The organism is Bacillus sp. 17RED48 (assembly GCF_019837545.1).
GTDB lineage: Bacteria > Bacillota > Bacilli > Bacillales > Bacillaceae_G > Bacillus_A > Bacillus_A wiedmannii.
Map to the genome: position 1 here is coordinate 244,679 of NZ_JADAXG010000005.1, position 22,705 is coordinate 267,383.

The 22,705-nt window shown below is 32.1% G+C and carries 12 protein-coding genes and 7 pseudogenes; 10 read left to right on the plus strand and 9 right to left on the minus strand.

The features are described from left to right. Positions 1-11: 11 nt before the first annotated feature. The 8 genes and pseudogenes from ILT06_RS21180 to ILT06_RS32635 all read left to right on the plus strand — a co-directional run. The gene (locus ILT06_RS21180) at positions 12-1,070 is read left to right on the plus strand and encodes a glutathione S-transferase N-terminal domain-containing protein (protein ID WP_154132227.1); all 1,059 of its coding nucleotides are present in this window, start codon (positions 12-14) and stop codon (positions 1,068-1,070) included. Beyond that, positions 1,070-2,311: an MFS transporter gene (locus tag ILT06_RS21185; protein ID WP_222655510.1), complete on the plus strand. Its 1,242-nt coding sequence runs from the start codon at positions 1,070-1,072 to the stop codon at positions 2,309-2,311. Before ILT06_RS21180 ends, ILT06_RS21185 begins: the two co-directional genes overlap by 1 nt. Positions 2,312-2,342: 31 nt before the next feature. After that, positions 2,343-3,662, plus strand: coding sequence for an LLM class flavin-dependent oxidoreductase (locus ILT06_RS21190; RefSeq protein WP_088047448.1), 1,320 nt, complete (start codon positions 2,343-2,345; stop codon positions 3,660-3,662). Positions 3,663-5,052: 1,390 nt separating this feature from the next. Continuing rightward, a complete protein-coding gene (locus tag ILT06_RS21195; protein ID WP_222655511.1) occupies positions 5,053-5,739 on the plus strand; it encodes a response regulator transcription factor in 687 nt (228 codons plus the stop codon). Beyond that, positions 5,736-6,812, plus strand: coding sequence for a HAMP domain-containing sensor histidine kinase (locus tag ILT06_RS21200; RefSeq protein WP_222655512.1), 1,077 nt, complete (start codon positions 5,736-5,738; stop codon positions 6,810-6,812). Before ILT06_RS21195 ends, ILT06_RS21200 begins: the two co-directional genes overlap by 4 nt. Positions 6,813-7,096: 284 nt before the next feature. Continuing rightward, positions 7,097-7,858: an ABC transporter ATP-binding protein gene (locus ILT06_RS21205; RefSeq protein WP_098103163.1), complete on the plus strand. Its 762-nt coding sequence runs from the start codon at positions 7,097-7,099 to the stop codon at positions 7,856-7,858. Positions 7,859-7,874: 16 nt separating this feature from the next. Further along, a pseudogene (locus tag ILT06_RS21210) lies at positions 7,875-9,737 on the plus strand (FtsX-like permease family protein). A gap of 161 nt (positions 9,738-9,898) precedes the next feature. Beyond that, positions 9,899-9,988 (plus strand): annotated as a pseudogene (locus tag ILT06_RS32635) (IS6 family transposase); the annotation flags it as partial. Positions 9,989-10,251: 263 nt separating this feature from the next. Here ILT06_RS32635 and ILT06_RS32935 read toward each other — a convergent pair. The 8 genes and pseudogenes from ILT06_RS32935 to ILT06_RS32650 form a co-directional block, all read right to left on the minus strand. After that, positions 10,252-10,956: an RICIN domain-containing protein gene (locus tag ILT06_RS32935; protein ID WP_308010603.1), complete on the minus strand. Its 705-nt coding sequence runs from the start codon at positions 10,954-10,956 to the stop codon at positions 10,252-10,254. 30 nt (positions 10,957-10,986) lie between these two features. Beyond that, positions 10,987-12,063 (minus strand): annotated as a pseudogene (nheC, locus tag ILT06_RS32645) (non-hemolytic enterotoxin subunit C); the annotation flags it as partial. Positions 12,064-12,168: 105 nt separating this feature from the next. Further along, positions 12,169-13,371 (minus strand): non-hemolytic enterotoxin subunit B, encoded by a 1,203-nt coding sequence (nheB, locus tag ILT06_RS21220; protein WP_050845448.1) that lies wholly within the window; start codon positions 13,369-13,371, stop codon positions 12,169-12,171. A gap of 54 nt (positions 13,372-13,425) precedes the next feature. After that, a complete protein-coding gene (gene nheA / locus ILT06_RS21225; RefSeq protein WP_222655514.1) occupies positions 13,426-14,586 on the minus strand; it encodes a non-hemolytic enterotoxin subunit A in 1,161 nt (386 codons plus the stop codon). Positions 14,587-16,216: 1,630 nt separating this feature from the next. Further along, positions 16,217-16,844 (minus strand): annotated as a pseudogene (locus ILT06_RS21230) (IS6 family transposase). Between the two features lie 133 nt (positions 16,845-16,977). Further along, the gene (locus tag ILT06_RS21235) at positions 16,978-18,021 is read right to left on the minus strand and encodes a Fic family protein (RefSeq protein WP_064474294.1); all 1,044 of its coding nucleotides are present in this window, start codon (positions 18,019-18,021) and stop codon (positions 16,978-16,980) included. Between the two features lie 510 nt (positions 18,022-18,531). After that, positions 18,532-18,873, minus strand: a pseudogene (locus ILT06_RS21240) (hypothetical protein). A gap of 137 nt (positions 18,874-19,010) precedes the next feature. Further along, a pseudogene (locus ILT06_RS32650) lies at positions 19,011-19,354 on the minus strand (group II intron reverse transcriptase/maturase); the annotation flags it as partial. A 334-nt stretch (positions 19,355-19,688) separates the two neighbouring features. Between ILT06_RS32650 and ILT06_RS33145 the strand changes: the two are divergent. Further along, positions 19,689-19,886, plus strand: a pseudogene (locus ILT06_RS33145) (hypothetical protein); the annotation flags it as partial. Positions 19,887-20,282: 396 nt separating this feature from the next. On the opposite strand, the gene ILT06_RS21250 reads toward ILT06_RS33145, so the two are convergent. Further along, positions 20,283-20,459: a hypothetical protein gene (locus ILT06_RS21250; RefSeq protein ID WP_261784538.1), complete on the minus strand. Its 177-nt coding sequence runs from the start codon at positions 20,457-20,459 to the stop codon at positions 20,283-20,285. Between the two features lie 990 nt (positions 20,460-21,449). Here ILT06_RS21250 and ILT06_RS21255 point away from each other — a divergent pair. After that, positions 21,450-22,703 (plus strand): MFS transporter, encoded by a 1,254-nt coding sequence (locus ILT06_RS21255; RefSeq protein WP_088047353.1) that lies wholly within the window; start codon positions 21,450-21,452, stop codon positions 22,701-22,703. Positions 22,704-22,705: the final 2 nt, after the last annotated feature.

A 22,705-nucleotide genomic window follows, 5' to 3' on the forward strand; every position in this document is an offset into this window, starting at 1 on the left:
GGAGGATAAACATGTTAACATTAATTATTGGAGATAAACAATTTTCATCATGGTCAATGCGTGCTTCAATTATTTTAAAAGAAAAAAAAGTACCTTATCAAGAAATTATAGCGGGATTAGATTGGCCTATTAAATTCACTGATAGTGGATTAATACCCATAAACGCTAAAGACGATTACGATTTACCAAAAGAACCAGCATCAGGTTGTGGATGCCAGCTTACCCAGTTATTAAAAATTGATAACACACAACTATTAAAAGGAAGTATAGTGGAACATTTGCCAAGGGTTCCTATTTTAATAGATGATGAAACAAATGTAGTAATATGTGACAGTCTTGCTATATCAGAATATTTAGAGGAAAACTTTAATGAATTTCCTACTTTATTAAGTGATGATATAGTAAAAAGAAATGACATACGTGTGTTTAGTAATCACATTCATGCAGACTTATTACCATTAATGAGTGGAATGTCCTATTCAAATTCATTTAGAGGTGTTGATAAACAAGAAATACCAGAAGATGCATTAGAACAATTAGAAGAAACTTTACAATTACTTAAACAGACTTTAGAACGTAAAAAGAAAAAAAATTGGCTTGGACAATTCTTATTCGGAGATTTTTCTTTAGCTGATGCAATGTTTTCCCCAATAGCACAACAGATTAAAGGCTGGAATATAGAAATACAAAATAAAGAAGTAGCAGATTATATAAACTCATTACTTAATAGAGAAACAATAAAATCATATTTAAATCAAGCTAAAGAACCTTATGAGTTATTAAAACAAGCTGAAAAGAATTCTCCTGCATGGATTGCGCGACATTATAGATTTTGGGGAGAAATTAACATGCTCCACAATTCAAAAAAAGATGTATATCATATTTTAGATGATATAGGAGTACTCTTCTTCACTCTTGCATTTAAGGGGCATTCAAAAGAGGAGATAGTAAATACTACTTTGAAAAAATTCAATATTGAAAAAGATATAGCTTTAAAAGATATTGAAGATTTCTTTTCTAAAATACATCCTGAAAATATTATAGAAAATAATTTGGAATTAGCATTCTAATGCAAAATAAAATTAAAAACATTCAAATTGGAACCGAAGAAACAATAAGATATATTTCTACTGAAATATTAATGATTTTAATTCCTATAATTGGAATTAAGGTATTAGCATTAAATAATTCTTCTATAGCAATTGCTGCTTCATTAGCATCAATGGGTTATTTATTATTCGGTTATATTTCTGGATTAATTGCAGATAAATGGAATAGACAGTATATAATTACTACTACCCTACTAATCAATTCACTAGTATTTGGGTTATTTTCATATTTAACTTTATCTGCAAACTTAACAAAAGAAAGCTACTTTATAATAATACTATTACTTAGTTTATGTTTAGTAGTAATTGAAACTACAATGACAACATGGATACCAGATATATATACAAATAAAGAATTATCAAGCATAAATGGATTAATACAATTTGCTAGATCAAGTGCAAACTTAATTGGACCAGCATTAGGTGGAATTTGTATAGGGATATTAGGAGAGACATATACACTTCTCTGCATTTCCATATGCCTAATTGTCTCTTCTATAACCATAATAACTATAAAAAGTCCTAAAGAAAAACAAAACAAAAATATCCAAGAGAAGAAAGTTGTAAATAAAAAAAGTACACGTATAGAAAATTTAAAATATATTTTTAAAAATACTATTCTCAGAACATTAGTATTTACAACTGGGACTATAAATTTTGCTATCTCTATGTATACAGCAATTGTAGTAATTTTCTTAGTAAAAGATCTAAATCTCAGTACATCCCTAACAGGAATATTAATGTCACTAAGTGGTATTGGTGCAATAATTGGATCTTTTCTCGCACCAAAGTTAATTAATAAATTGGGTGTAATAAAAGTTATGGTCTTCGCTCCAATAATACCAAGTTGCGGATTACTTTTAGCAAGTTTTGCTAAAGGGGAACCTGGAATTATCATATTTGTAATGGGAACTATTTTATTCTTCATCTCAAGAAGTATCGGAAGTATTGCACGTGTTACAATTCAGCAAATAGTCTTACCTTCACACATAAGAGGAGAAATTAGTGGCAGCATGATGATGATGACTTGGGGAACAATTCCATTAGGAGCTTTATTTTCTGGTATATTGAGTGATATCATTGGTGTTCAAAGTGTATTAACAGTAGCTGGTATTTTATTAATAGTCTCAAATCTTTGGATGTTAAATAAAAAAATTATAAGTTTAAAAGATGAACAACTTGAAAACAAAATAGTTTCTTAAATAGAATTTTCACATCAAGGGGATTATTAAAATGAAGAAAAAAATCTATTTGAATGCATTTGAAATGAATTGTGTAGGACATATTTCTCACGGGCTTTGGGCTCATCCAGATAACCAAAGACATCGTTACACTGATTTAAAATATTGGACAGAACTCGCTCAATTACTAGAAAAAGGGATGTTTGATTCTCTTTTTCTAGCTGATGTAGTTGGTGTATATGATACATATCGACAGAATAAAGATACTGCAGTTCGTGAAGCTGTTCAAATTCCAGCTAACGATCCATTGATGATTATATCAGCTATGGCAAATGTAACAAAACATTTAGGGTTCGCTGTAACTTTTTCAACTTCTTACGAGCATCCATATGGATATGCTAGGCGCATGTCAACACTAGATCACTTAACAAAAGGTCGAATGGCTTGGAACATTGTTACTTCACATTTATCTAGTGCAGAAAAAAACTTTGGCATAGAAACTAAACTTAATCACGATGAAAAATATGATTTAGCTGATGAGTTTCTAGAAGTTTGTTATAAATTATGGGAAATTAGTTGGGAAGATGATGCAGTTATTCGTGATAGAGAAAATAAAATATATACAGATCCCAATAAAGTGCATCAAATTAATCATATTGGGAAATATTTCAATGTACCTGGACCACATTTAAGCGAACCTTCTCCACAACGTACACCTGTTCTTTATCAAGCTGGAATGTCAGAAAGGGGAAGAGAATTTGCTTCTAAGCATGCAGAAGGCATATTTTTAGGCGGAAAAGATGTGGAAACATTAAAATATGTTGTAAAAGACATTAGGGAAAAAGCTGAAAAATACGGTCGAAATCCTAACAATATTAAACTTTTCGCAGGAATATGTGTAATTGTTGGAAAAACATATGAAGAAGCAATCAGAAAATTCAATTCTTTCCAAGAAAATTGGAGCCTAGAAGGAAATATGGCTCACTATGCTGGTGGAAGTGGATATGATTTATCTCAATACAATATTAATGATCACATAGGTACATTAAGTGTCAAAGAAATTATTGGGAATTTGAGTAAAATAGATGGGAAATGGTTTAAGTTACTTATAGGTACACCCAAAGAAATAGCTAATGAAATGCAATATCTAATTGAAGAAACAGACATTGATGGTTTTAATTTGGTACAATATATATCCCCAGGTACCTTTCAAGATTTTATTGACTTAGTAGTTCCTGAATTACAAAAACGCGGTCTCTATAAAACACACTATACAGAAGGTACCTATCGAGAAAAACTATTTGGCAAAGGTAGTAGTAAATTGCCCAATGATCATTTTATTAATGAATATCGTAATACATTTGTAAAATAATAAAAAACGTTTCTTCTTTTGAAGGACGTTTTTTATTATTCAAAAATATCCTTAGCATTTTAATCAAAACTTACATTATGTTATAAAGTATCAATTCTCTAAAATGATATCCTCCTCAGATAATTTCCCCTTTTGAAATCCTTCTTAACTGGAGTAGCACCACATGAAGAAAAAAGCGTTAAGAAGAAATTGTATTAATAAATGAGAAATTAACTACGCGGACAATTGAATACTGTAAATCATCCTACCTCAAACATTGATTCACAGCTGAAATATTATAAACAAACATTTGTTTAATTTTCCTATACCTAATTTCTTCAGCACATAAATAAAAAAGATAAGAAAACCCCATTTACATATATTTAAGAATCATATTTAGTTACAATATGAAAGTCATTTTCTTATAGTTAATTATTCCTAAATATAAATATATTCCTTTCTGGAAGAATGCGCCATTCTTCTCTATTTACCTATACCTATATTTTTTATAACTTATTATGGGATAGATATTGATTTAAAGCGTTTTGTACGAAATGAACAATTGGTGTTTTTAGGAATTGACAGCCAATTGCAATATCTTATTTCCTTAATTCACATAATTTTCAAATATAAAAAGTGCATATGTTAATATTTGGTATACAATAAAATTAACCCGTGGTTATAGTGTTTACTCCGATTCAAATTATGAGATAGTTTGTTTTAACTTTTTTACATTATCTAAAAAAGAACTTGTAGGAATTCCTACAAGTTCTTTTTGTTCTTCGGATTGACGAATAGTAAGTGTTATTGGGGATACCGCTAACATTTCAAGAGTCGTCATATATTCTTATGAAAAAATGCTGTAGAAAGCTTAAGAATTCTTAAGAACTTTTGCCCCTTTTTCTTAAGGTTTGGACTCTAGAGTATGATTATGAGTTCAAACCTGTGGGATGATTAGGTATGAAAACAATTCGCTTTCTTATTTCTGTATATAATGCACTAAAAATCAATTGGTGCAGCCATTCCAAGTTCAAGGTTTCTTGGAGACAAAATAATTGAAGGAATTGATTTGAAGAAAGTAAATTACATTGTCAAATATGGACTGAGTACAGGTGTATTCACAGAAAAATTAATTAAAAACAGAAATCTCAAGACAATTATTTTATTAGTGGAAAATAATAAGGCATTCTATTTTTTTACTAAAAGCAAAATTTAAAGAAAAAGGGAACTTATTAATTATATATGGTTCAGCAGTAAATATTGAACAATATATTAGGGGAACGATATTACTTATATCTATTATGTTATTTCTTTTCTCCAGTTTGCAAGTTTACAATAAAGAGAAGATAAAAATGTCTCACCTGCTTATGTCTTTAGCTGTTTAATACGAGACAAAATATGGAGGAATCATATGGAGTCAAAAATTCTTATTGTCGATGATGATAAAGAGATTAGAAATCTTATCTCTGTTTATTTGGAAAATGAAGGTCTGAAAACTCAAAAGGCAGAAGATGCTATGGAAGCTTTAAAACTGTTAGCAGAAAAGGAGTTTGATTTGATTATTTTAGATATTATGATGCCAAATATAGATGGTATTGAAGCGTGTATGAAGATTAGGGAAGACCGCAATATACCTATCATCATGCTATCTGCAAAATCTGAGGATATAGACAAAATTCAGGGTCTAGCCTCTGGTGCAGACGATTATTTATCAAAACCGTTTAACCCATTGGAATTAATCGCTAGGGTAAAATCGCAATTAAGAAGGTTTAAAAAATACAATACGTCAATAGATCATAATAAAAGCATCCTAGAAATTGGTGATTTAACCGTGAATACAGATACACGTCAAGTATGGGTAAGGGGAAAGGAAACAAGGCTAACTCCAAAAGAGTTTGATATCCTCGAACTACTTGCCCGTAACAAAGGGATTGTCTTGAGTGTAGCAAAAATATATGAATCAGTTTGGAAAGAGTTTTTTTATAAATCAGATAATACCGTCATGGTGCATATTACAAAAATAAGAGACAAAATTGAAGAAGATTCTAAACATCCCATTTATATTAAAACTGTTTGGGGAATTGGGTATAAAATATGAAGAATGTTAGTTTCAGAAATAAGATCATTATAAAACTTCTTGGTGCTGTTGCAGTTAGTTTTTTTATTTCATTTGGTTTAACAATCCTCATTTTGGTATACGTCATAGATCCATTTTTTGTAAAACACGAAGAATTTGGTATGTTTGAATTCAATTTGGCATTGTTGTTCTTATTCGCGTTCGCAATCTTTAACTTTATAATAATTTTTTTGATATTGGTTCGAAAGAAAATAGTATATTTGAAGCTCATTTCGGATAATGTAAATGATATTGCAAATGGAAAACTGGGTTTGACAATTGGGATTAAGGGGAAGGACGAATTGACCCAACTTGCTCAAAATATCAACTATATGTCCAAGGAATTGGAAAATACATTTGAACAAGAAAGACGATTAGAACGTACAAAAAATGAACTTATAACCAATGTATCTCATGACTTACGCACACCGTTAACATCTATTATTGGCTATATAGATTTATTAAAAAGAGGGCAATACAACAGTAAAACACAATTACAGGAATACCTTGAAACCACTTATTCAAAGTCACAGAGACTGAAATATTTAATTGATGAGCTGTTTGAATATACTCGTTTATCAGGCATAGATGCTAAGTTAAATCTTAATGAAGTTGATTTATCAGGTTTGTTGGAGCAAATAGTTGGAGAATACATTCCTATATTTGAAAAGGAAAGTTTAAGTGTTCAAAAATCAATAACGGAAGAAACAATACCTATTTTCATGGATGTAGAAAAAATGGTACGTGTATATGAAAATCTGTTTATGAATGCGATAAAGTACAGCATGAAACCTTCCGAATTATCCGTATGTCTTGAATTAATGGATAACAAAGCAATTTTGAAAGTATCAAATAAAGTCGAGAAGCCGCCTGTTAGCGACCCTAATAAATTTTTCGAAAGATTTTTCAGGGGTGATAAGGCAAGAAAAAATGATCAAGGAAATGGACTGGGACTTGCTATCTCAAAAAGAATTGTTGAACTTCATCATGGTAATATACATGCAGAATATAAAGAAGGTTGGATATCCTTTATTGTTGAACATCCAATCAAATAGATTAGCTTATGGAATTACAGGTTCCATAAGCTTTTTTTTATAAAACTTAAGAATTCTTAAGGATTTTACAGGGTGTTTCCTAATTTTCATAGTTTATCATGTATGTATTCAAAGTAATGAGGTGAGTGGAGAAATTAAAAATAAAATTTTTTTTACAGCTTTCAATTGGATACATCGTGACAGCCTTATGGAAAAGGTAGATGCAACATGACTATTTTGTTAGTAGCAAATATGAATAGCAACTTATTTTAAAGAAATGAAAAAACAAACGTAGGAGGATATATATGACGAAACCAGTTGTAGACGTGAAAAACGTCCAAAAAGTGTACGGTAAAAAAGGTGAGAACCAATCACACGCGTTAAAAGGTGTTTCATTCTCAATTCAAGAGGGTGAGTTTGTCGGAATTATGGGACCATCTGGTTCTGGTAAAACGACATTATTAAATGTAATTTCAACGTTAGATAAAGCAACGGGCGGCGTTGTTGAAATTGCAGGAACAGATATTACGAAAATGAAACAAGGTGAACTTTCTGATTTCCGTTCACAAAAGTTAGGATTCATTTTCCAAGACTTTAACTTATTGGAGAACTTATCTATTTACGAAAACATCGCTCTTCCACTTTCCCTTCAAGGTGTTTCATCACGAAATATTGGACAGAAAGTAGAAAAAGTAGCTGATATGTTAGGCATTTCAGCAATACTTCAAAAGTATCCATCTGAAGTATCTGGTGGACAGAAGCAACGTTCAGCAGCAGCGCGCGCGTTAGTTCATGAACCAGCAATTATTTTAGGGGACGAGCCAACAGGAGCTCTTGATTCTAAAAATGCAACGAGTTTACTTGATGCCATGACAAGCTTAAACAAAGTGCAAGGTGTATCAATTATGATGGTTACGCATGATCCTTACAGCGCAAGTTACTGTCAGCGTATTTTATTCATTCAAGATGGTGAGTTATATAAAGAAATTCATCGTGGTGGTACCCGTGAAGAATTCTATAAAGAAATTTTAGACGTGCTTGCAAACTTAGGCACACAAAAAGCGTAAGGAAGGAAGTTCAATCATGTTATTTAAGCTTTCTATGTCAGGCCTAAAAAGTAAGTTGCAAGATTACATTGTTTTACTTGTTGGTCTTATTGTCTCTATTTCAACTTTTTAAATGTTTCAAACGTTATCACTAAATAAAGCGTTCCTTGAATCCAATCCACATGCTGATACGGTTGCAAGTGCATTCCAAATCGGTTCCTTTTTATTAGCGATTGTAACGTTTTTCTATATTTTATATGCAAATTCTTTCTTATTATCTCTTCGCCAAAAAGAATTTGGTATGTACATGATGTTAGGGGCAAAAAAGCATAAAGTTACCTCACTTATGTTTATCGAAACAATCGTAATAGGTGCCGCATCTCTTGCAATCGGAATCGCAGTTGGTGTAGGGCTTGCAGAAGGTATTGGTCAGTTATTAATGAAGCAGTTGGAATTCTCTGGTGAAGATTATAAAGCATTTTATATTCCATCTATGACTGTTACTTGCCTCTTTTTCTTTGCACTATTTATAGTATCAGCAATCATGAATAGTATGAAATTATCTCGTATTTCTGTATTACAACTTGTACATGCAGATGCAAAAACAGAGCGTATCGCTGTAAAAGGAAAAATGACAGGTGTAGTTGCATTCCTTGGTCTGATTTTGCTAGGTATTGGGTATGCATCACTGATCCATATAGCACATTTACAGGAAAAAGAGCTATTAACCGTACCTAAATTCATGGGTATTGGATTAATCACAGCAACAGTCGGTACTTACATGTTATTTGGATCACTTCTCCCAGTTATGCTTAACAAGATAAAGAGTAATAAAAAATGTCGTGAAAAAGGGCTGAATGCTTTTACTTTTGCACAATTGAATTTCCGAATTAATAGCCTAACACGGGTGCTTGCAACGGTAGCAATCCTAGTGGCTCTTGGCGCTGGTGGAATTGCGTGTGGTATGGCATTTAAAAATAACGTTCTAAAGACGACTGATAAAGAAAAAGTTTACGATTCAGTCGTTCATAATCCAACAGCGGAAGAAAAGAAAATTTTGAGTGGCATCTTATTTCAAGAGAAGTTTGAATATCGCTACAAAGTAGATGATCAGTATGTGTATTATATAAAAGAAGATGTAGAGAAAAATCGTCCTTTAGCACAAGATAGTGAAAATAGGAAGAAGATGAAAGTTTCAGAGGAATTTCCTAAGGATGCATTTACATTGCCAAAACAACTGTATAAACTGTATAACGATGATACGAAAACAAAACAATGGAAAGAAGCTTTCTTCACAATCCAGCCAACTTATATGTATCCTGATCATGAAATAAAAATTATAGACCCAAACATATACGATAGTATGAAGGATAAAGAAAATACTGTGTTTATTGGGAAAACAGATGATTTTGGAGCGCATTTAAAAGAATGGAAAAAACTTGATGAACTACAGGTAGCGAAATATAAAAATGTGAAAGCAGAAAAATTAGGTAGTACGTATCAAATGTATAATCAGAGTCATGGTATGGCCAGTGGATTCATGTTTATGGGCTTCTTCGTTGGAATTGCGTTCTTAGCAATGATGGCAAGTTGCCTAATGTTTAAAATTCTATCTGGCGCATCGAAAGACAGAAAACGTTATCAAATGCTTCGTAAAATCGGTGTCCGCCGGGGGTTATTAACACAATCGATTTATAAAGAGTTATTCTTCATATTCTTAGTACCGGCAATTGTGGGTATTGCTCATATATTAGTTGGTATGAACATGTTCGGTCCGCTTTTGATTGATCCGTATTTCCGAATTTGGTTGCCACTTGTCATTTTCGTAGTGATTTACTTAATTTACTACTTGATTACAGTTCAATTGTATAAAAGAATTGTACTTCCAAAAGAAAAATAGTTTTACAAAACATACAAAATGTTAAACTGGGGTACAGAAACGATTCAAAGAATAACCCGCCACATCTGAAAATTTCCAATTTGGGCGGGTATTTTTTATTATGTTTTGTCTTGTAGTATTCTATATAAAGCAGATCTTGAAACATTGGTAATTTCACAAATATGGTCAAAAAAGGACAAACTCTCCAAGGGGAGAAGTCTGTCCAAAGGCAGATATATCTTATCAATGAACTTTTTGGTTTAACAGCATAACGTTCAATACCGCTAGGAATCTTTTACCCTTCTTTCATATCCCACTATTTTTGCAACAGAACCTAAAAAACGACACCCTTTCTCATTTATATTATTAAGAAAGAATAACGCCTTTTTTAAAAATTCTTAAGTTGATGGGCATGCGGCTGTACCCCAACATTCGTTAGAATAGAAAAGAGGCATCTTTCCGAAGCGGGAGAGATGCCCGATTTTACAACAATTGAAATTCAAGATGAAATTTTTTTCTACCAGAATCTTATAATTTAATTTAGTCTCTGTAATTTAAATTTTTGATTATTACTAGCTGTAAATGGATATACTATAACATTTGTTCCATCTCTAGTACCAGAACCAGTTACATCTAAATACCTAGAGTTTTTCTTATTTTTTAAATAAAAATATCCATTTCCTGCATCTTCAACTATCCAATAATGCTCTTCATAGTATTGGTTAGGTGTAGCAAAAACATTGCTAGAACCTTGATAGTCATTCCAAGCTAATATTAAATTTCCATTTGTTACACTTTTAATTTGATAGGCCTTTTTATTTGAATCATATACTAACTTCCATTTTTGATGATTACCGCCGTTATTGCTCCATAAGGTAACATTATTCGTTGATCGATCCATATCTATAACGCTACTATTATTTAACGCAGAAAATAGTTGATAGGTACCATTCAAATTAGCTCCAGGAATGTTTTCTCCTACTTCTTTATATATGACATAATCCATTCCATTGACCGTTGCTATTACTGCATATTGGTCTTTTAAGTTTAATGGAAGCTGGTCAATCCACATGCTTGCATTTGGTCCTCCGCTCCACATATTATGAGTAGTCCGTTTTGTTAAATTCATAACTTTATAGGACGCATTTGGTGCATTTGCTCCCGTTTTTATTTCAAATGTATAGGCATTGTGTATCGGTTTGTAGAAATATTGAACACTTGACGGACGAAGTCGATCCATAAGATCCTGCTCTTCTTTCTCCGCAATTTTCACCGATTCATATAATTTATCAGCATAATTCTTAAGATCTTGCCAGCTATCTTTTGCTGTATTAAGATCTGCTTTTATAAAAGCAAATTCTTCTGGGGTAATGAATGTGATATTTTTTACTAAATTATTATATTTTGCTGCTACAGTATCCCAACTATTAGACATTTTCTGTATAGAAGTAATAGCTGTGTCAATTGTTTCCGCCATATTCGTAGTCTTATTTTTTGCATCAGTTATAATAGCTATTTCTGCTTGTGCCCCAGAAATTTGTGCTTTTAAAATTTCTATTTCTCGCTCAGCAGATGCAATATTACTTTTTGCTGTTGCGATCAGCGGTCCACCAATGATACACGTTATTAACGTCGCGCAAAGTACTGAACCTGCAATAATTTGATCATTGCTTTTTTTGATAGACTCATTATACCCATTAATTCGCTGTTCTAAATACGGAATACCTGCAGTTGTACTAGCTAAAATAGTCGTTAATTGATTTGTATCTTGTTTAAAGTTTTGCGTATCTGCTGTCATTTTATTTCGGAATGTTTTCAGCTGTTCCAATAGCTCGTTAACTTCACTTTTATTAGTCAATATACTTTGATACAATTTTTCGAGCTCAGTTTTCAATTTTTCAGTATCTTTTTGATCTATTGCATCTAGTAAAATACTATAGTGTGTTTGAAATGTATCATTATAATTTACAATGTTTTGATTCGTATTCATAATACGTGGTTTAAGATTATCTAACCAATAGGTCGCGTTTTTTTTTGCATCGTCCTGGTGCTTCAACATGTTTGCTCGTAAATAACTATTAAGAGAACTTATACCACTAAGGTCTGTCTCTTGTTGATTGCGTATTGTTTTGGCATATGAATCCATAACAAGTACATTAGACATTGCTGGTGCTAGTACATCTTGAAAGCCCTCAGGACCAAGTGAATAATTATGAATGGTTTCTTGCGATATAGTTGTATGGACTTTTTGTTCTGCCGCGAAAGTATGAAGTGGTACTATATTACTTGTTACCATTCCAGCAATCATCATTGATAATAGGAATTTCTTGTACAATTTCTTATTCATATTATCCCACCTACGCTTTTTAAGAATTCGTATCTTTTAGTGAGCAGTGAGGAAGTTCCCTGCTCAAGTTTGAACAGGAAACCCTTATCACATAAAATCAATTGATTATTTTGTATCTACTAATTTAATATCGGTTTCATAAAGATTTGCAGCAGTATCTCTAACTTCTTTCCAACTATCTTTAGCCACATCGAGATCCTCTTTTATGAAAAATAGATCGTTAGGGTCCATAACTGCAATATTTTTAAGTAAAGATTTATATTTTGATCCAACTACATCCCATTTGGTTGAAAGATTTTGTAGTGCAGTAATTGCTATATCAATAGTCTCTGTTAAGGATTCAGTTTGCTCTTTTAGATTGGTTAAACCAGCTACTTCTAATTGAGCCTGGGTTATTTGTCCTGTTATATTCTTAATCTCTTCCTGAGCCTTATCCATCTCTTGCTTTGCTATAACAATTCCCGCTATACCACCTGCTGTTGCTCCTAAACCACCTACAATGAACACCACTCCTAGTTTAGCTCCTAAACCAGTACCAATTAGAACTGCTCCGCCTATAATAGCAAGTGGGCCTAAAGCCGTTGCAACTGCTGAGGCAATAAGCAGTTTATTATATTCAGCAATTGTAGCATGATACGTTGTGAGTTGATTTTGCAACAGCGGAATTCCAGCATCTTGACTTGCTAAAATAGACGTTATTTGAGTTGCATCTTGTTTAAAGTTTTGCGTATCTGTTGCCATTTTCTTTCGGAATTCTCGCAGTTCTCCTAATAATTCGTCCACTTCCGCCTTATTTGCTACAACATCATTATTTAGCCTTGTAAGTCCATTTGATAATGTTTCCTTGTCCTTATTGTTTACAGCTGTTATTAACGTATCATAGTAATTTTGAAATTTAGTATTATAATTAATAATATTTTGATTCGTTGAAATCATTTGCGGTTTAAGTTTATCTAACCATTGCCCTGCATTTATTCTGGCAATATTTTGATCATTAATTATTTTCGTTCGTAAAGATGTATCAATTGAATTGAGCCCATTGAAATCAGCATTTGCTTGTTTAATGATTGTTAAAGCATAAAGGTCCATTACTAAAGCATTTGACCCTGTATTTGTTATTGCCTCTTTAAGACCCTCTGGTCCTAATGAATAATCCGGGTAATCGCCCGTTGTACCTGTTTTAGCGTGAATAGGAGTTGATTTTGCCGTGCTTTCCGCTGCAGAAGCATATGTTGGCATGATACTACCTGCTGCCATTACCGTTATTAATGCGGATAAAGCCATTACTTTATAAGGCTTTTTTGTCATTTTTTTCTTCTCCTTTAACTTTCAGTATAATCATATTTCACTCTTTGCTTAAACTTAATTTATTGTTACATTTGAAATGAAATTTTCAAACTTTTTTGTTTGCAAATACAGTTCATCACTGAATTCTTTGAGCTGAATTAATTGATTTTGCAATCCAAGACTATCCATGTGTGCCCCTGCACTCAGATTGAGTTGGATTTGGATCATTGTATCATTTAGCGCTTTCCAATCATTCATCAAATATTCAAAAGTAGTAATTTGCCTCTTAATCATCTCAGTAAACCCATTCATTTGATCCTCAATAAAAGTCATTTCAGTCACTTGAATTTGGGTTTCTGCTAACTGCTGAATTAGTGGTAGTAATTCTTTTTGTTTCTGCTCAATAATCCTAGCAGAAGCAGCTGTTTGGCTGTCGAAAAGATCTAAAATTCCACCACCAAGAGATGAAATAGAGATAAAATCTATAGTTTGAGTCTGAGCTGCTCCGCCCGCAATCGTAAAGACTTGCTTCCCAATATTTATAACGCCGTTACGAATTTCATTTGGTCTATTTAAAATTTTTGCGAGTTCTACCAGTATCTCTTCTTGAAGTCTTTTAATATCAGCTCTTAGCTGTGTAACAGTTCCATCTGACCCCTCTAAGGATTGAATTGCTATTTTTGCTTTTTCAGAAAACCCTTTGTTATCTTGAAGCAATAAATCATTAAAACGATTTAGCTGCAATAAGGTTTGGTTCATACTATCTTGGATAGTTTGTACGTCCTGTTGTAGTCTATTAAAAGCATTTACAAAACTCACTTTTGTTTCCGCATCTGTATTTACCGTTCCCGCTAAATCATATAATGTACCATAATAACCATTGAATCTTGTACTAAAACGCTGCATATCTTGATTTAAATCAACTAACTTAGGATTATATTCATCTAACCATTCGCGAACATGATTTTTTACAAATTCTTGGTGATTCGTTAAACTGCTCATACCAGTCCCTTTAATGGTTGGTTGCTGTAAAATAATTAATCCATATGCTTGTGCTAAAGGTGATTGTGAACCTAACGTTCTAATCGAATGTGATAATGTATTCGCATTTTTGACATTTTGTACATATGTTGACTCTGATTTAGACTGCACCTTCTCCGCGTAAACACTTACATAGTTGGAAGGACTTGCTAATATTGCTGTAACCATTAATCCTGTAACTAAAGTTTTTTTCACTTGAACTCCTCCTTTTCTTATTTTTTAAAGAGAGATTCTAGATTAAGTCTGTTACAATTACTATTTTTATAAAGGAAATAGCAATAGATATTGACTAGATTCTTTCTTATTCTCCTTTATCGGGGGATGGAAAAAGATACCCCCTATTAGAATATATAAACGTCAGAAAATACGCAATTTTATGATTAATCACCCACTATAAGATAATAGTGACTAGTTTTTTTATGTTTTGTTATATATATGCCATTTGAAATATATATTTTTTTTTTGGTAATGTCATATTTATAATAAAAAGATATATATGAATTAAGAAATCCATCGTTAATTGTCATAAATTCTATAATGATTTTGAATGTGCTTATCTTTCCAAAATGTAAAAATAAATACTCTTAAATTATGTTGGGGAATAAAATTTAACCTTTGACCGATTTTTACTCGTATCTAAGCTTGTACCCCATGCCATATTGGGAAAATTGTACACTTGGACACATTTTAAGCGTTTTCTGTACATTAAGAGATATCTGTCCAGAAAATCCATGTTTATGGACAGGCGATAAAACTCAATAATATCAACGTTTTTTAGCTATAATCGTGTTCATAAAGTATGTATATAAATCAGTGTTCAATTAAACTTAGTATTTTATCTTTATGAACATATACTCATCTAAAAAAAACACTGTAATGATAAAGGTTTGTAATCCTTAGCGTACAATTTTCCCGAAATGGTATGGTGAGGTCTAAAAGTAAAATAAAATTGTCAAAAGATGATACCAATTTGATACTATCTAATATTGATATCGAGAATGAAAATAATTTAAGAAGCTAAAAAAACAATACGCAGAAATTTTTATCAATTTGTAAATAAACAACAAAAATAATAGAGAATAAGGCGTATATAATCCTAATGGAATTGTTGCATTAGAAATGGATAAAACCGTTTCTTCATCATCTTTACCAAATTGTGAGAATTGGGATTGTATCGTTAACAAAATATTATCAGCTGATAATGCATATATTTGAATGCGCGTTTCTTTTCCAGACCAATCAAATATCTTTTTTTGAGTAATAGTGTCAGTATGTTGAAGTTTTAGAGATTACTTACACATCTATTAAAATTTTTGCACCAGAACCATACAATGTAATTGAAGCAATCCAGGAAACGAAAGATGGGGGATAAAATAGTCAATATTCAGTAAATGGTCTGCTTTTGTATGGAAGAAGAACCTAAATTGGATTCTTCTTTTTTATCGTTTTCCGACAGAAGACTCCTTCCTCAAAAATGTGAAGGTGTGAAACACCAATTTTAGGTGGGAGATGAATGTCGGTTGGCATAAGCCAACATGTTTGCTATCATTTACTTGTACAGATTGCTCTTCGAAAACTGAAGATATGAGGTTGATTGCAGAAAAACGTTGCAACCGTAAAATCTTCAACGTTCTATCGCCCCATGCTTGCCGAAGTTGCGAAAACCAAGCTAAAGTAGGGAGTGTGGTGCGTTAACGTACAAGATACTTATGTTCTCACCGTAGGGACTACGGGTAGAGCCTGCTAAGATAACCGGTGGATACATCGGTGTTCGCAGGAATCTCCCACTTCAAAAAGTCCGTAAGGACGTTAAGTGGTGAGTAGTTCAAACAATCGTTAGTAATTGATATAGTTCATTATACGTCGAAAAAAACGAAGTTTGGTTGTTGCAAACTTCGTTTTCGTGTATATAGAGTATGAACGGTTTCAACGTCTTTTTACATGTCTATAGTCTTGTTCGGCGAGATTGTTCAAATGTTTGACTGTACAATGAGTTGTTTATAAAAACCTTGTACTTTTAATTTGTTAAATGCGCAAAGTAGTGCTGGGGCCTTGTCTGTTTTGAGAACCGTTGACTCTCCAAAAGCCTTCACCAATCTTTTCATAAAGGCATAGGCTGTCTGATGATCTCTAGTTTTTTGAAGTTGAATATCCAATGTACATCCATTATTAAAGATTTTACGATATAAATAACAACATTTTCCTTTCACTTTTATATAAATCGCATCTAATTTCTAGAATGATTGAACCTTTCTATTTTTCTTCTTCCAGATTTGATAGATCAAATTACCATATTCATGGACCCAACGTATAATCGTTTTTGGATGAATATGAAATCTTCAGATTCTTTGAGGACCTCAGATACACCTCGATAACTAAAAAAACAAAAGTAATAGCCAACGGCTATCACAAAATTATCTTTCTTGAATTGTATTACCTTTCAAATATCCTATCTGTGATTTTTCTCATTTTCTTTTCTGAAAGTGATCTATTACTCAGGATTTAAGCCTCCTTTGACCTATATGGTCATAAATGAATTACATTTTTCTTTGGCCGATAAATTTTTGATAATCGTAAAAAAAGGAATTAAACCCGTGTCCATTGAGCATTTCTTCCTCGTGAAGCTAGCTTTATAAGACCAAGAGACTGGAAGGAAGCTAATGCTTTACTGATTGTACTTTCGGCAATATCTGGATAAACGTCACGAATATTTTCTTTAGTAAAAGGTTTTTTTTGCCTAATTATATAATTTTTAATTCGCTCAATTTTAGTATCCCTACATATAGAATCCTGAACTGTTAGATGCAAATCCTGATATGCTTCTAATATAATTGTTAAGAATATTTTTATCCAAAAACTGATATTGTGCCCACGACAGTACCAATTAACTGAAGATTTAAAGATTGAATCATAGTATTTTGATTCATGTTTCTTTATATATTTATCTAAACATACATACTTTATAAATGTATGTTCAGTCTTCATTAATAGTAATTGTATCAATATGAATGCGAGTCTTCGATTTCCCTGGTCAAAAGGGAGAATACAATAAAAATTCAATATAAATTGAGCTATTAATATAAGTGAATGAAAATCCTTATTCTTCACTAATGTATTATATTGCTCACATAATTGTTTTACAGATTGGGGGATAAGTTCCCGAGCTACTGGACGATAGCTACTGGAATGCATCCCATATTCAGGAACACCTGGGACAATAAATTGTTTTTTACGCCACATTGCACAGTCAGAAGTAATATAATGGATTAATTGAAAATGTAATTCTTGTATTGTCTCTGAGTTAACGGGTAGATTATGGAACTTTTTTTGCACAAGAGACATTGCTTGATAATAACAATATACGGCATCTTCTTCTATTGTTTTGGGTAACATTTCGTTCAAAATCAGTTCTTTTAACCTTTTATTCGGAACGTTTACATCCATAAAAACAGTATTAAAGTTTTTTATGTAATGAAGGGGGATAGTTTTCTCCAAATTATTGAATATATCAGGGTTTCTGTCTTGATAAGCGGATATTTTTCCTTTGTATTCACTAATTTCACTTATTAAACTTACCAGTTCTCTTTGTAGCTCTATATCTAAGTATTTATCCTCAAAAAAATCTCTCATTTAATACCTCCATTGATCATTAAGTGTTGCTACATAAATTAATCTACTCTAAAAATATTTTACAATAATTTTTTACGATATTACTACTGAGGGTGTTGCAAAACTCATAAATATCCAATCTTTTTATATAGATAGGCTCTCATACAAGAAAAGCATGCGAGCCTATCTATAATCGGGAACTACCTTTCATTATTATAAAGAAAAAATCCATATAAAACCAATAAGTTTTTCTATATTAAAACGCTACATTTTCTATATTTTATGGTAAAATTAGTGATTGAGGGTATAATTTTTCAAGAGAAAAAGGCAAACAATATAAATACTTTCTGAAAGTGATCAATTCAAGTTCAACAAAAAGCATTTGTTATTCTATAGCAAATGCTTTTTGACAAATTACACACTTTTTTATAACATAAAAAAGGAATTGAGTGGCTAGACTCAATTCCTTTGGTGAAGCTATTTGTCAACGAACACCAGGTAAAAGAATCCTTCGTTAAACGTTGGATTCTTTTACTTTGTCTGTAACATGAATTTTAATACTGGATATGCCATTTTTCTTGTTGAACATCCTCGTTTGAGCGCTAATTGTTGTAAGAGTTTTTGTTGAAATGGTGATATTTCAATTTTTACAAAATGCTGAAAAGCATGAGATTACATTACAGGTATACCCTCTTTATAGATATAGTCTAAGCCCTCTATTACTAACTCCGATGCGGTTTGATTTAGATTTTCGTTATACAATGCGAACTCTTCCAGTCTTTCAAAAAAATGTGGTTCTAATGAAATAAATAACTTTTTATATTCTTTTCGAAACTTCTGTTTTTGACCTTTCCAGTAATTTTGCTCTTGCATAACTGCATGATTGTCGATAGGTAAGTCTTTGAGATTATTTCTAACTTTTCCCCCGATCCGCACAGTACGTGCCACTTTCATAGCATACCGCGCTTCATCTATATTGTAGTTTTCTTCTCACCCAATAATGATAAGTTCTAAGTAAACAACACTAGTTTTTTGTTATTTGTTTCCACTTCAGTTTGTGATTTCATACAGATTTCCTCGTTTTTAACTAGTTTTCGCAATTTGTTGAGTTTGTTTAACTGTTCCTCGTTAAGTTGTAGCTCAAAGAGTAGTTGGTTAATGATTTCAACTTTGGTTGCCTGAATTAGTCTGTAAATACTCGATTTAACAATTGTAAGGTTTTTGTAGCTATTGTCCTTTGTTTCATTCCATAATTGCTTGTGACAACAATGGATGTCCCACAGGGTAGAAGTTTCTCCCCAGTTACACTACATCTGCCTTTTTGAGCGACGTATAGGGAGATTCGAGGTACATTTAATTTCTTAAGTTGATAACGATGTGGTGGAATCCCCATTATGGTCTTAACTTAAAAAAGATTTTAATAATATGTCCTTGCCTAAGCACCGAGAAACCACTTATTTTTCTCTACATAATCTCCAGATACAGTCCATATCAACTATAGATTCTTGTTTTATGCTAAATGCATACTCAAACAAAACAAGGAGGTAATGAAAAAAACATTATTAGCAGCAACACTTTTAAGTACAGGATTATTTGCGGGTGGTGTAGTAGGTACAGAAGATGTAAAAACGGATGAAAAAATAAAAGTTACTGTTGCAGATAAAGATGGAAATATAACGTATAAAGAAATTGATGGAAGTGAAATTTCAAAAAACGCAGTACCAGCAACTCCTAAAGGTGATGTAAAAGAAGATGCAAGAATGGATAACCTAAAGTCAAATGAAGGTAATTCAATTTCAATGAGTGCAGATGGAACAACTTCTTTCTCACAAGACTTTAATGCACCTAAAGATGCAGTACCAGCAACCTCTAAAGAGGATGTAAAATAAGATAATTAAATTGAGAAATCAAAATCAAAAAGAACTGGGCATAAATAGCCCGGTTCTTTTTGATTCCTACAGTTTTTTTAAAAGAGAGCTTTGCCCACATGTCCATCAAGCTAGTAAAAATAAATACCCCAAAAATAGTAAAATTGACATCCCCAGAGTAAAAATGTAAAAAATTATTGATTAGGGGGCAGCATAAAACCTTAGCTTGATAAAGATGTGGTGCTACTCCATTAGTAAAACAAAGAATTTAATTAGCTCACTAAAAAAGTGACTTTAAGTAAGAGGTATATATACGGAATACCATTAGCATTTCTCTCATTTTCCACTTTAATGTATAGAATGAATTATTTGACGCAAATAACTTCTTCTAACTAAACCTGTAAATGAATGGAATTATAAGAAAATAATTGTAAATATAAATAATACAACTCCTACTAGTACACTAAGAATAGATAGTATCGCATTCACTTGTTTACTTTCTAACCATTTTAATAACGGGGAATCAAATATAAAAGGTCGATATGCGTTTGTATAATCATTTGGAATTATCTTTGTAAGTTTTTTAGCCACATTTTTATAAGCACAACGAGTTAGCGGCCCGTTAGCGTATGAACAGAGTGTAGCAAGCGGCGAGTCATAGTCGATAGTGAACTTCTGTCATATTTATAAAGAATAATAAAATTTGAGTGGGATCCTGCTGGATTAATAGCTATGTCATAAAAATCATGACATTTTGACACTACCGTATGTGACAGAAAAACACTTAGTATCAAAGAGCAGTTTTTAACACATTAACAATAAATGAGGAGGGGGAGATTTTCATTGCGTATGATAAAAAATTTAAAGAGGCATGGAAGGAGAAATAGGTATGACCTATTTATGAAAAATAAACCAGTAACGAGAGTTTTTTAAGGAAAAGAAGCAATTTCTATGATTAACATACATGTGGAAAAAGAGGAATTTACCATTTGTTAGAACTCAATAGCTTTTGTGAAAATAATATTGAGTAAGATAATTGCAAATTTACCTTGTTTTTATCTGAATTTTCCAATTTGATTATTTCAACTTTATGAAGATAGTAGCTAGAAAATTTGTGTGATAGTATTTTAAATAGAAAAAAAAGACAATTCTGAAAAGAGGGTGTAATTTGGATGGTTTAACTATTGTTAATTTTAGGGTTAGATAGCTATTAATGGATTATTTTCATTGAGTAGAGTTTTAGCTTGTAGAATATGAAAATCAAAGAAAGTTTTTCAGATAAATTAATGAAATATTATCTTTTTTTACTGTGGTTGTAATGACGATATAACTAGAAATCATTTAATTTGTCCACGTTTATAGGTGAAAAAGATTATTTAGAGTCAGAAGTGAATGTATAAAAACTGAAAATAAATATATTTGAATGCATAAATTATACCAAAGATATTGAATTTTATAGTTATTGAAGTTTGAATACTATTAAATTTCGGATGGATATATGTAGAGTTATAAATTATATGCAAAAAAGAGGTATTGTGTACACGAAAACATCCGTTTTAGTAAATTTAAGGAGCACATTTTATGAAAACTACCGATTCACAAGGCCTATTAGGAAATAGGGTTTATTTACAAGTTTTTTCTGCCTATTCATTGCTTATGCTTGGTGTTTTTATTGATATGTTAGCGATTATGACTATAGTTGGGTTTGAATGGGAAGTAGATCCTACTATGATTGGATTGATCCCTGTTGCATATGCACTTCCTGGAATTATTTTTGGCTCATGGGCAGGTGTTATTGCGGATCGTTTTCGAAAAATTCCAATTATGATGTTCTGTAATTTGATGGTTGGTTTAATAACAATTGCTCTTTTATTTGTACAAAATATCCACTGGCTCTTAGTGGCATTAATGATTCGTTCCATTTTTATTGTTTTCTATTATCCTGCACAACAAACACTAACAAGACAAATTGTATCCCCAGATTTGCTTACTAAAGCAGTAAGTATCAACGGAATAGTAGAGCAGGGTACCAAGATAGTAGGCCCACTTATAGGGGGCATGTTGCTGAGCTGGTTTCAGCCAGAGTTCTGCCTAATTATAAGAGCTATAAGTTGTTTATTAGCTACTTTAGTTCTGATACCCACAATAAAATTCAAAGAAACTATATCAAAAGAACTTGTTGAAAAGCAAAAGCAAAGCACTTGGGCTGCTTGGGTACAAGGGTGGGGCTATGTGTTATCTAATCGGATAATATTATCAACTATGATTTTCGTTACAATAGCCATGGCAGTATTACAATTAGTAGACTCACAATTCCCGACTTTATTTAAGAGCTTATTCCCACATGATAAAAGTAAAATGGGATATATCATTTCTATTATTGGTCTTGGCGGAATACTTGGTGCATTACTAACTCAGAAATTAAAACAATTTCAATATGGTTGGGTAGTATGTGGAGGCATGGTTTTAATGGGAATTGGTTTTGGAGGGATTGGTTTGATAACGCCCGGTACGGTCTTCGTTTTGGCCTATCTGATTAGTTTTATCGCTGGTATTGGAAGTGGGCTGATGCTTGTATCTAATCAAGTCATTTTACAAATAGAATCTGATCAAGATCAAGTAGGAAGAGTATTTGGTATTCAAAGCAGTTTAACAAACGCAGTTCTAATTATTTCTCCTGCTATGAGTGGCCCATTAGTGCATTTGTTTGGAGTAACTCAACTCTATGTTTATGGCGGGATTGGGCTTGTTGTCATTGGAGTAATTGGAGTTTCACTGCAGAAATATTTATGGGCTAAACATAAACACGAACCTATAAGAGCAAATAATTTTTGAAG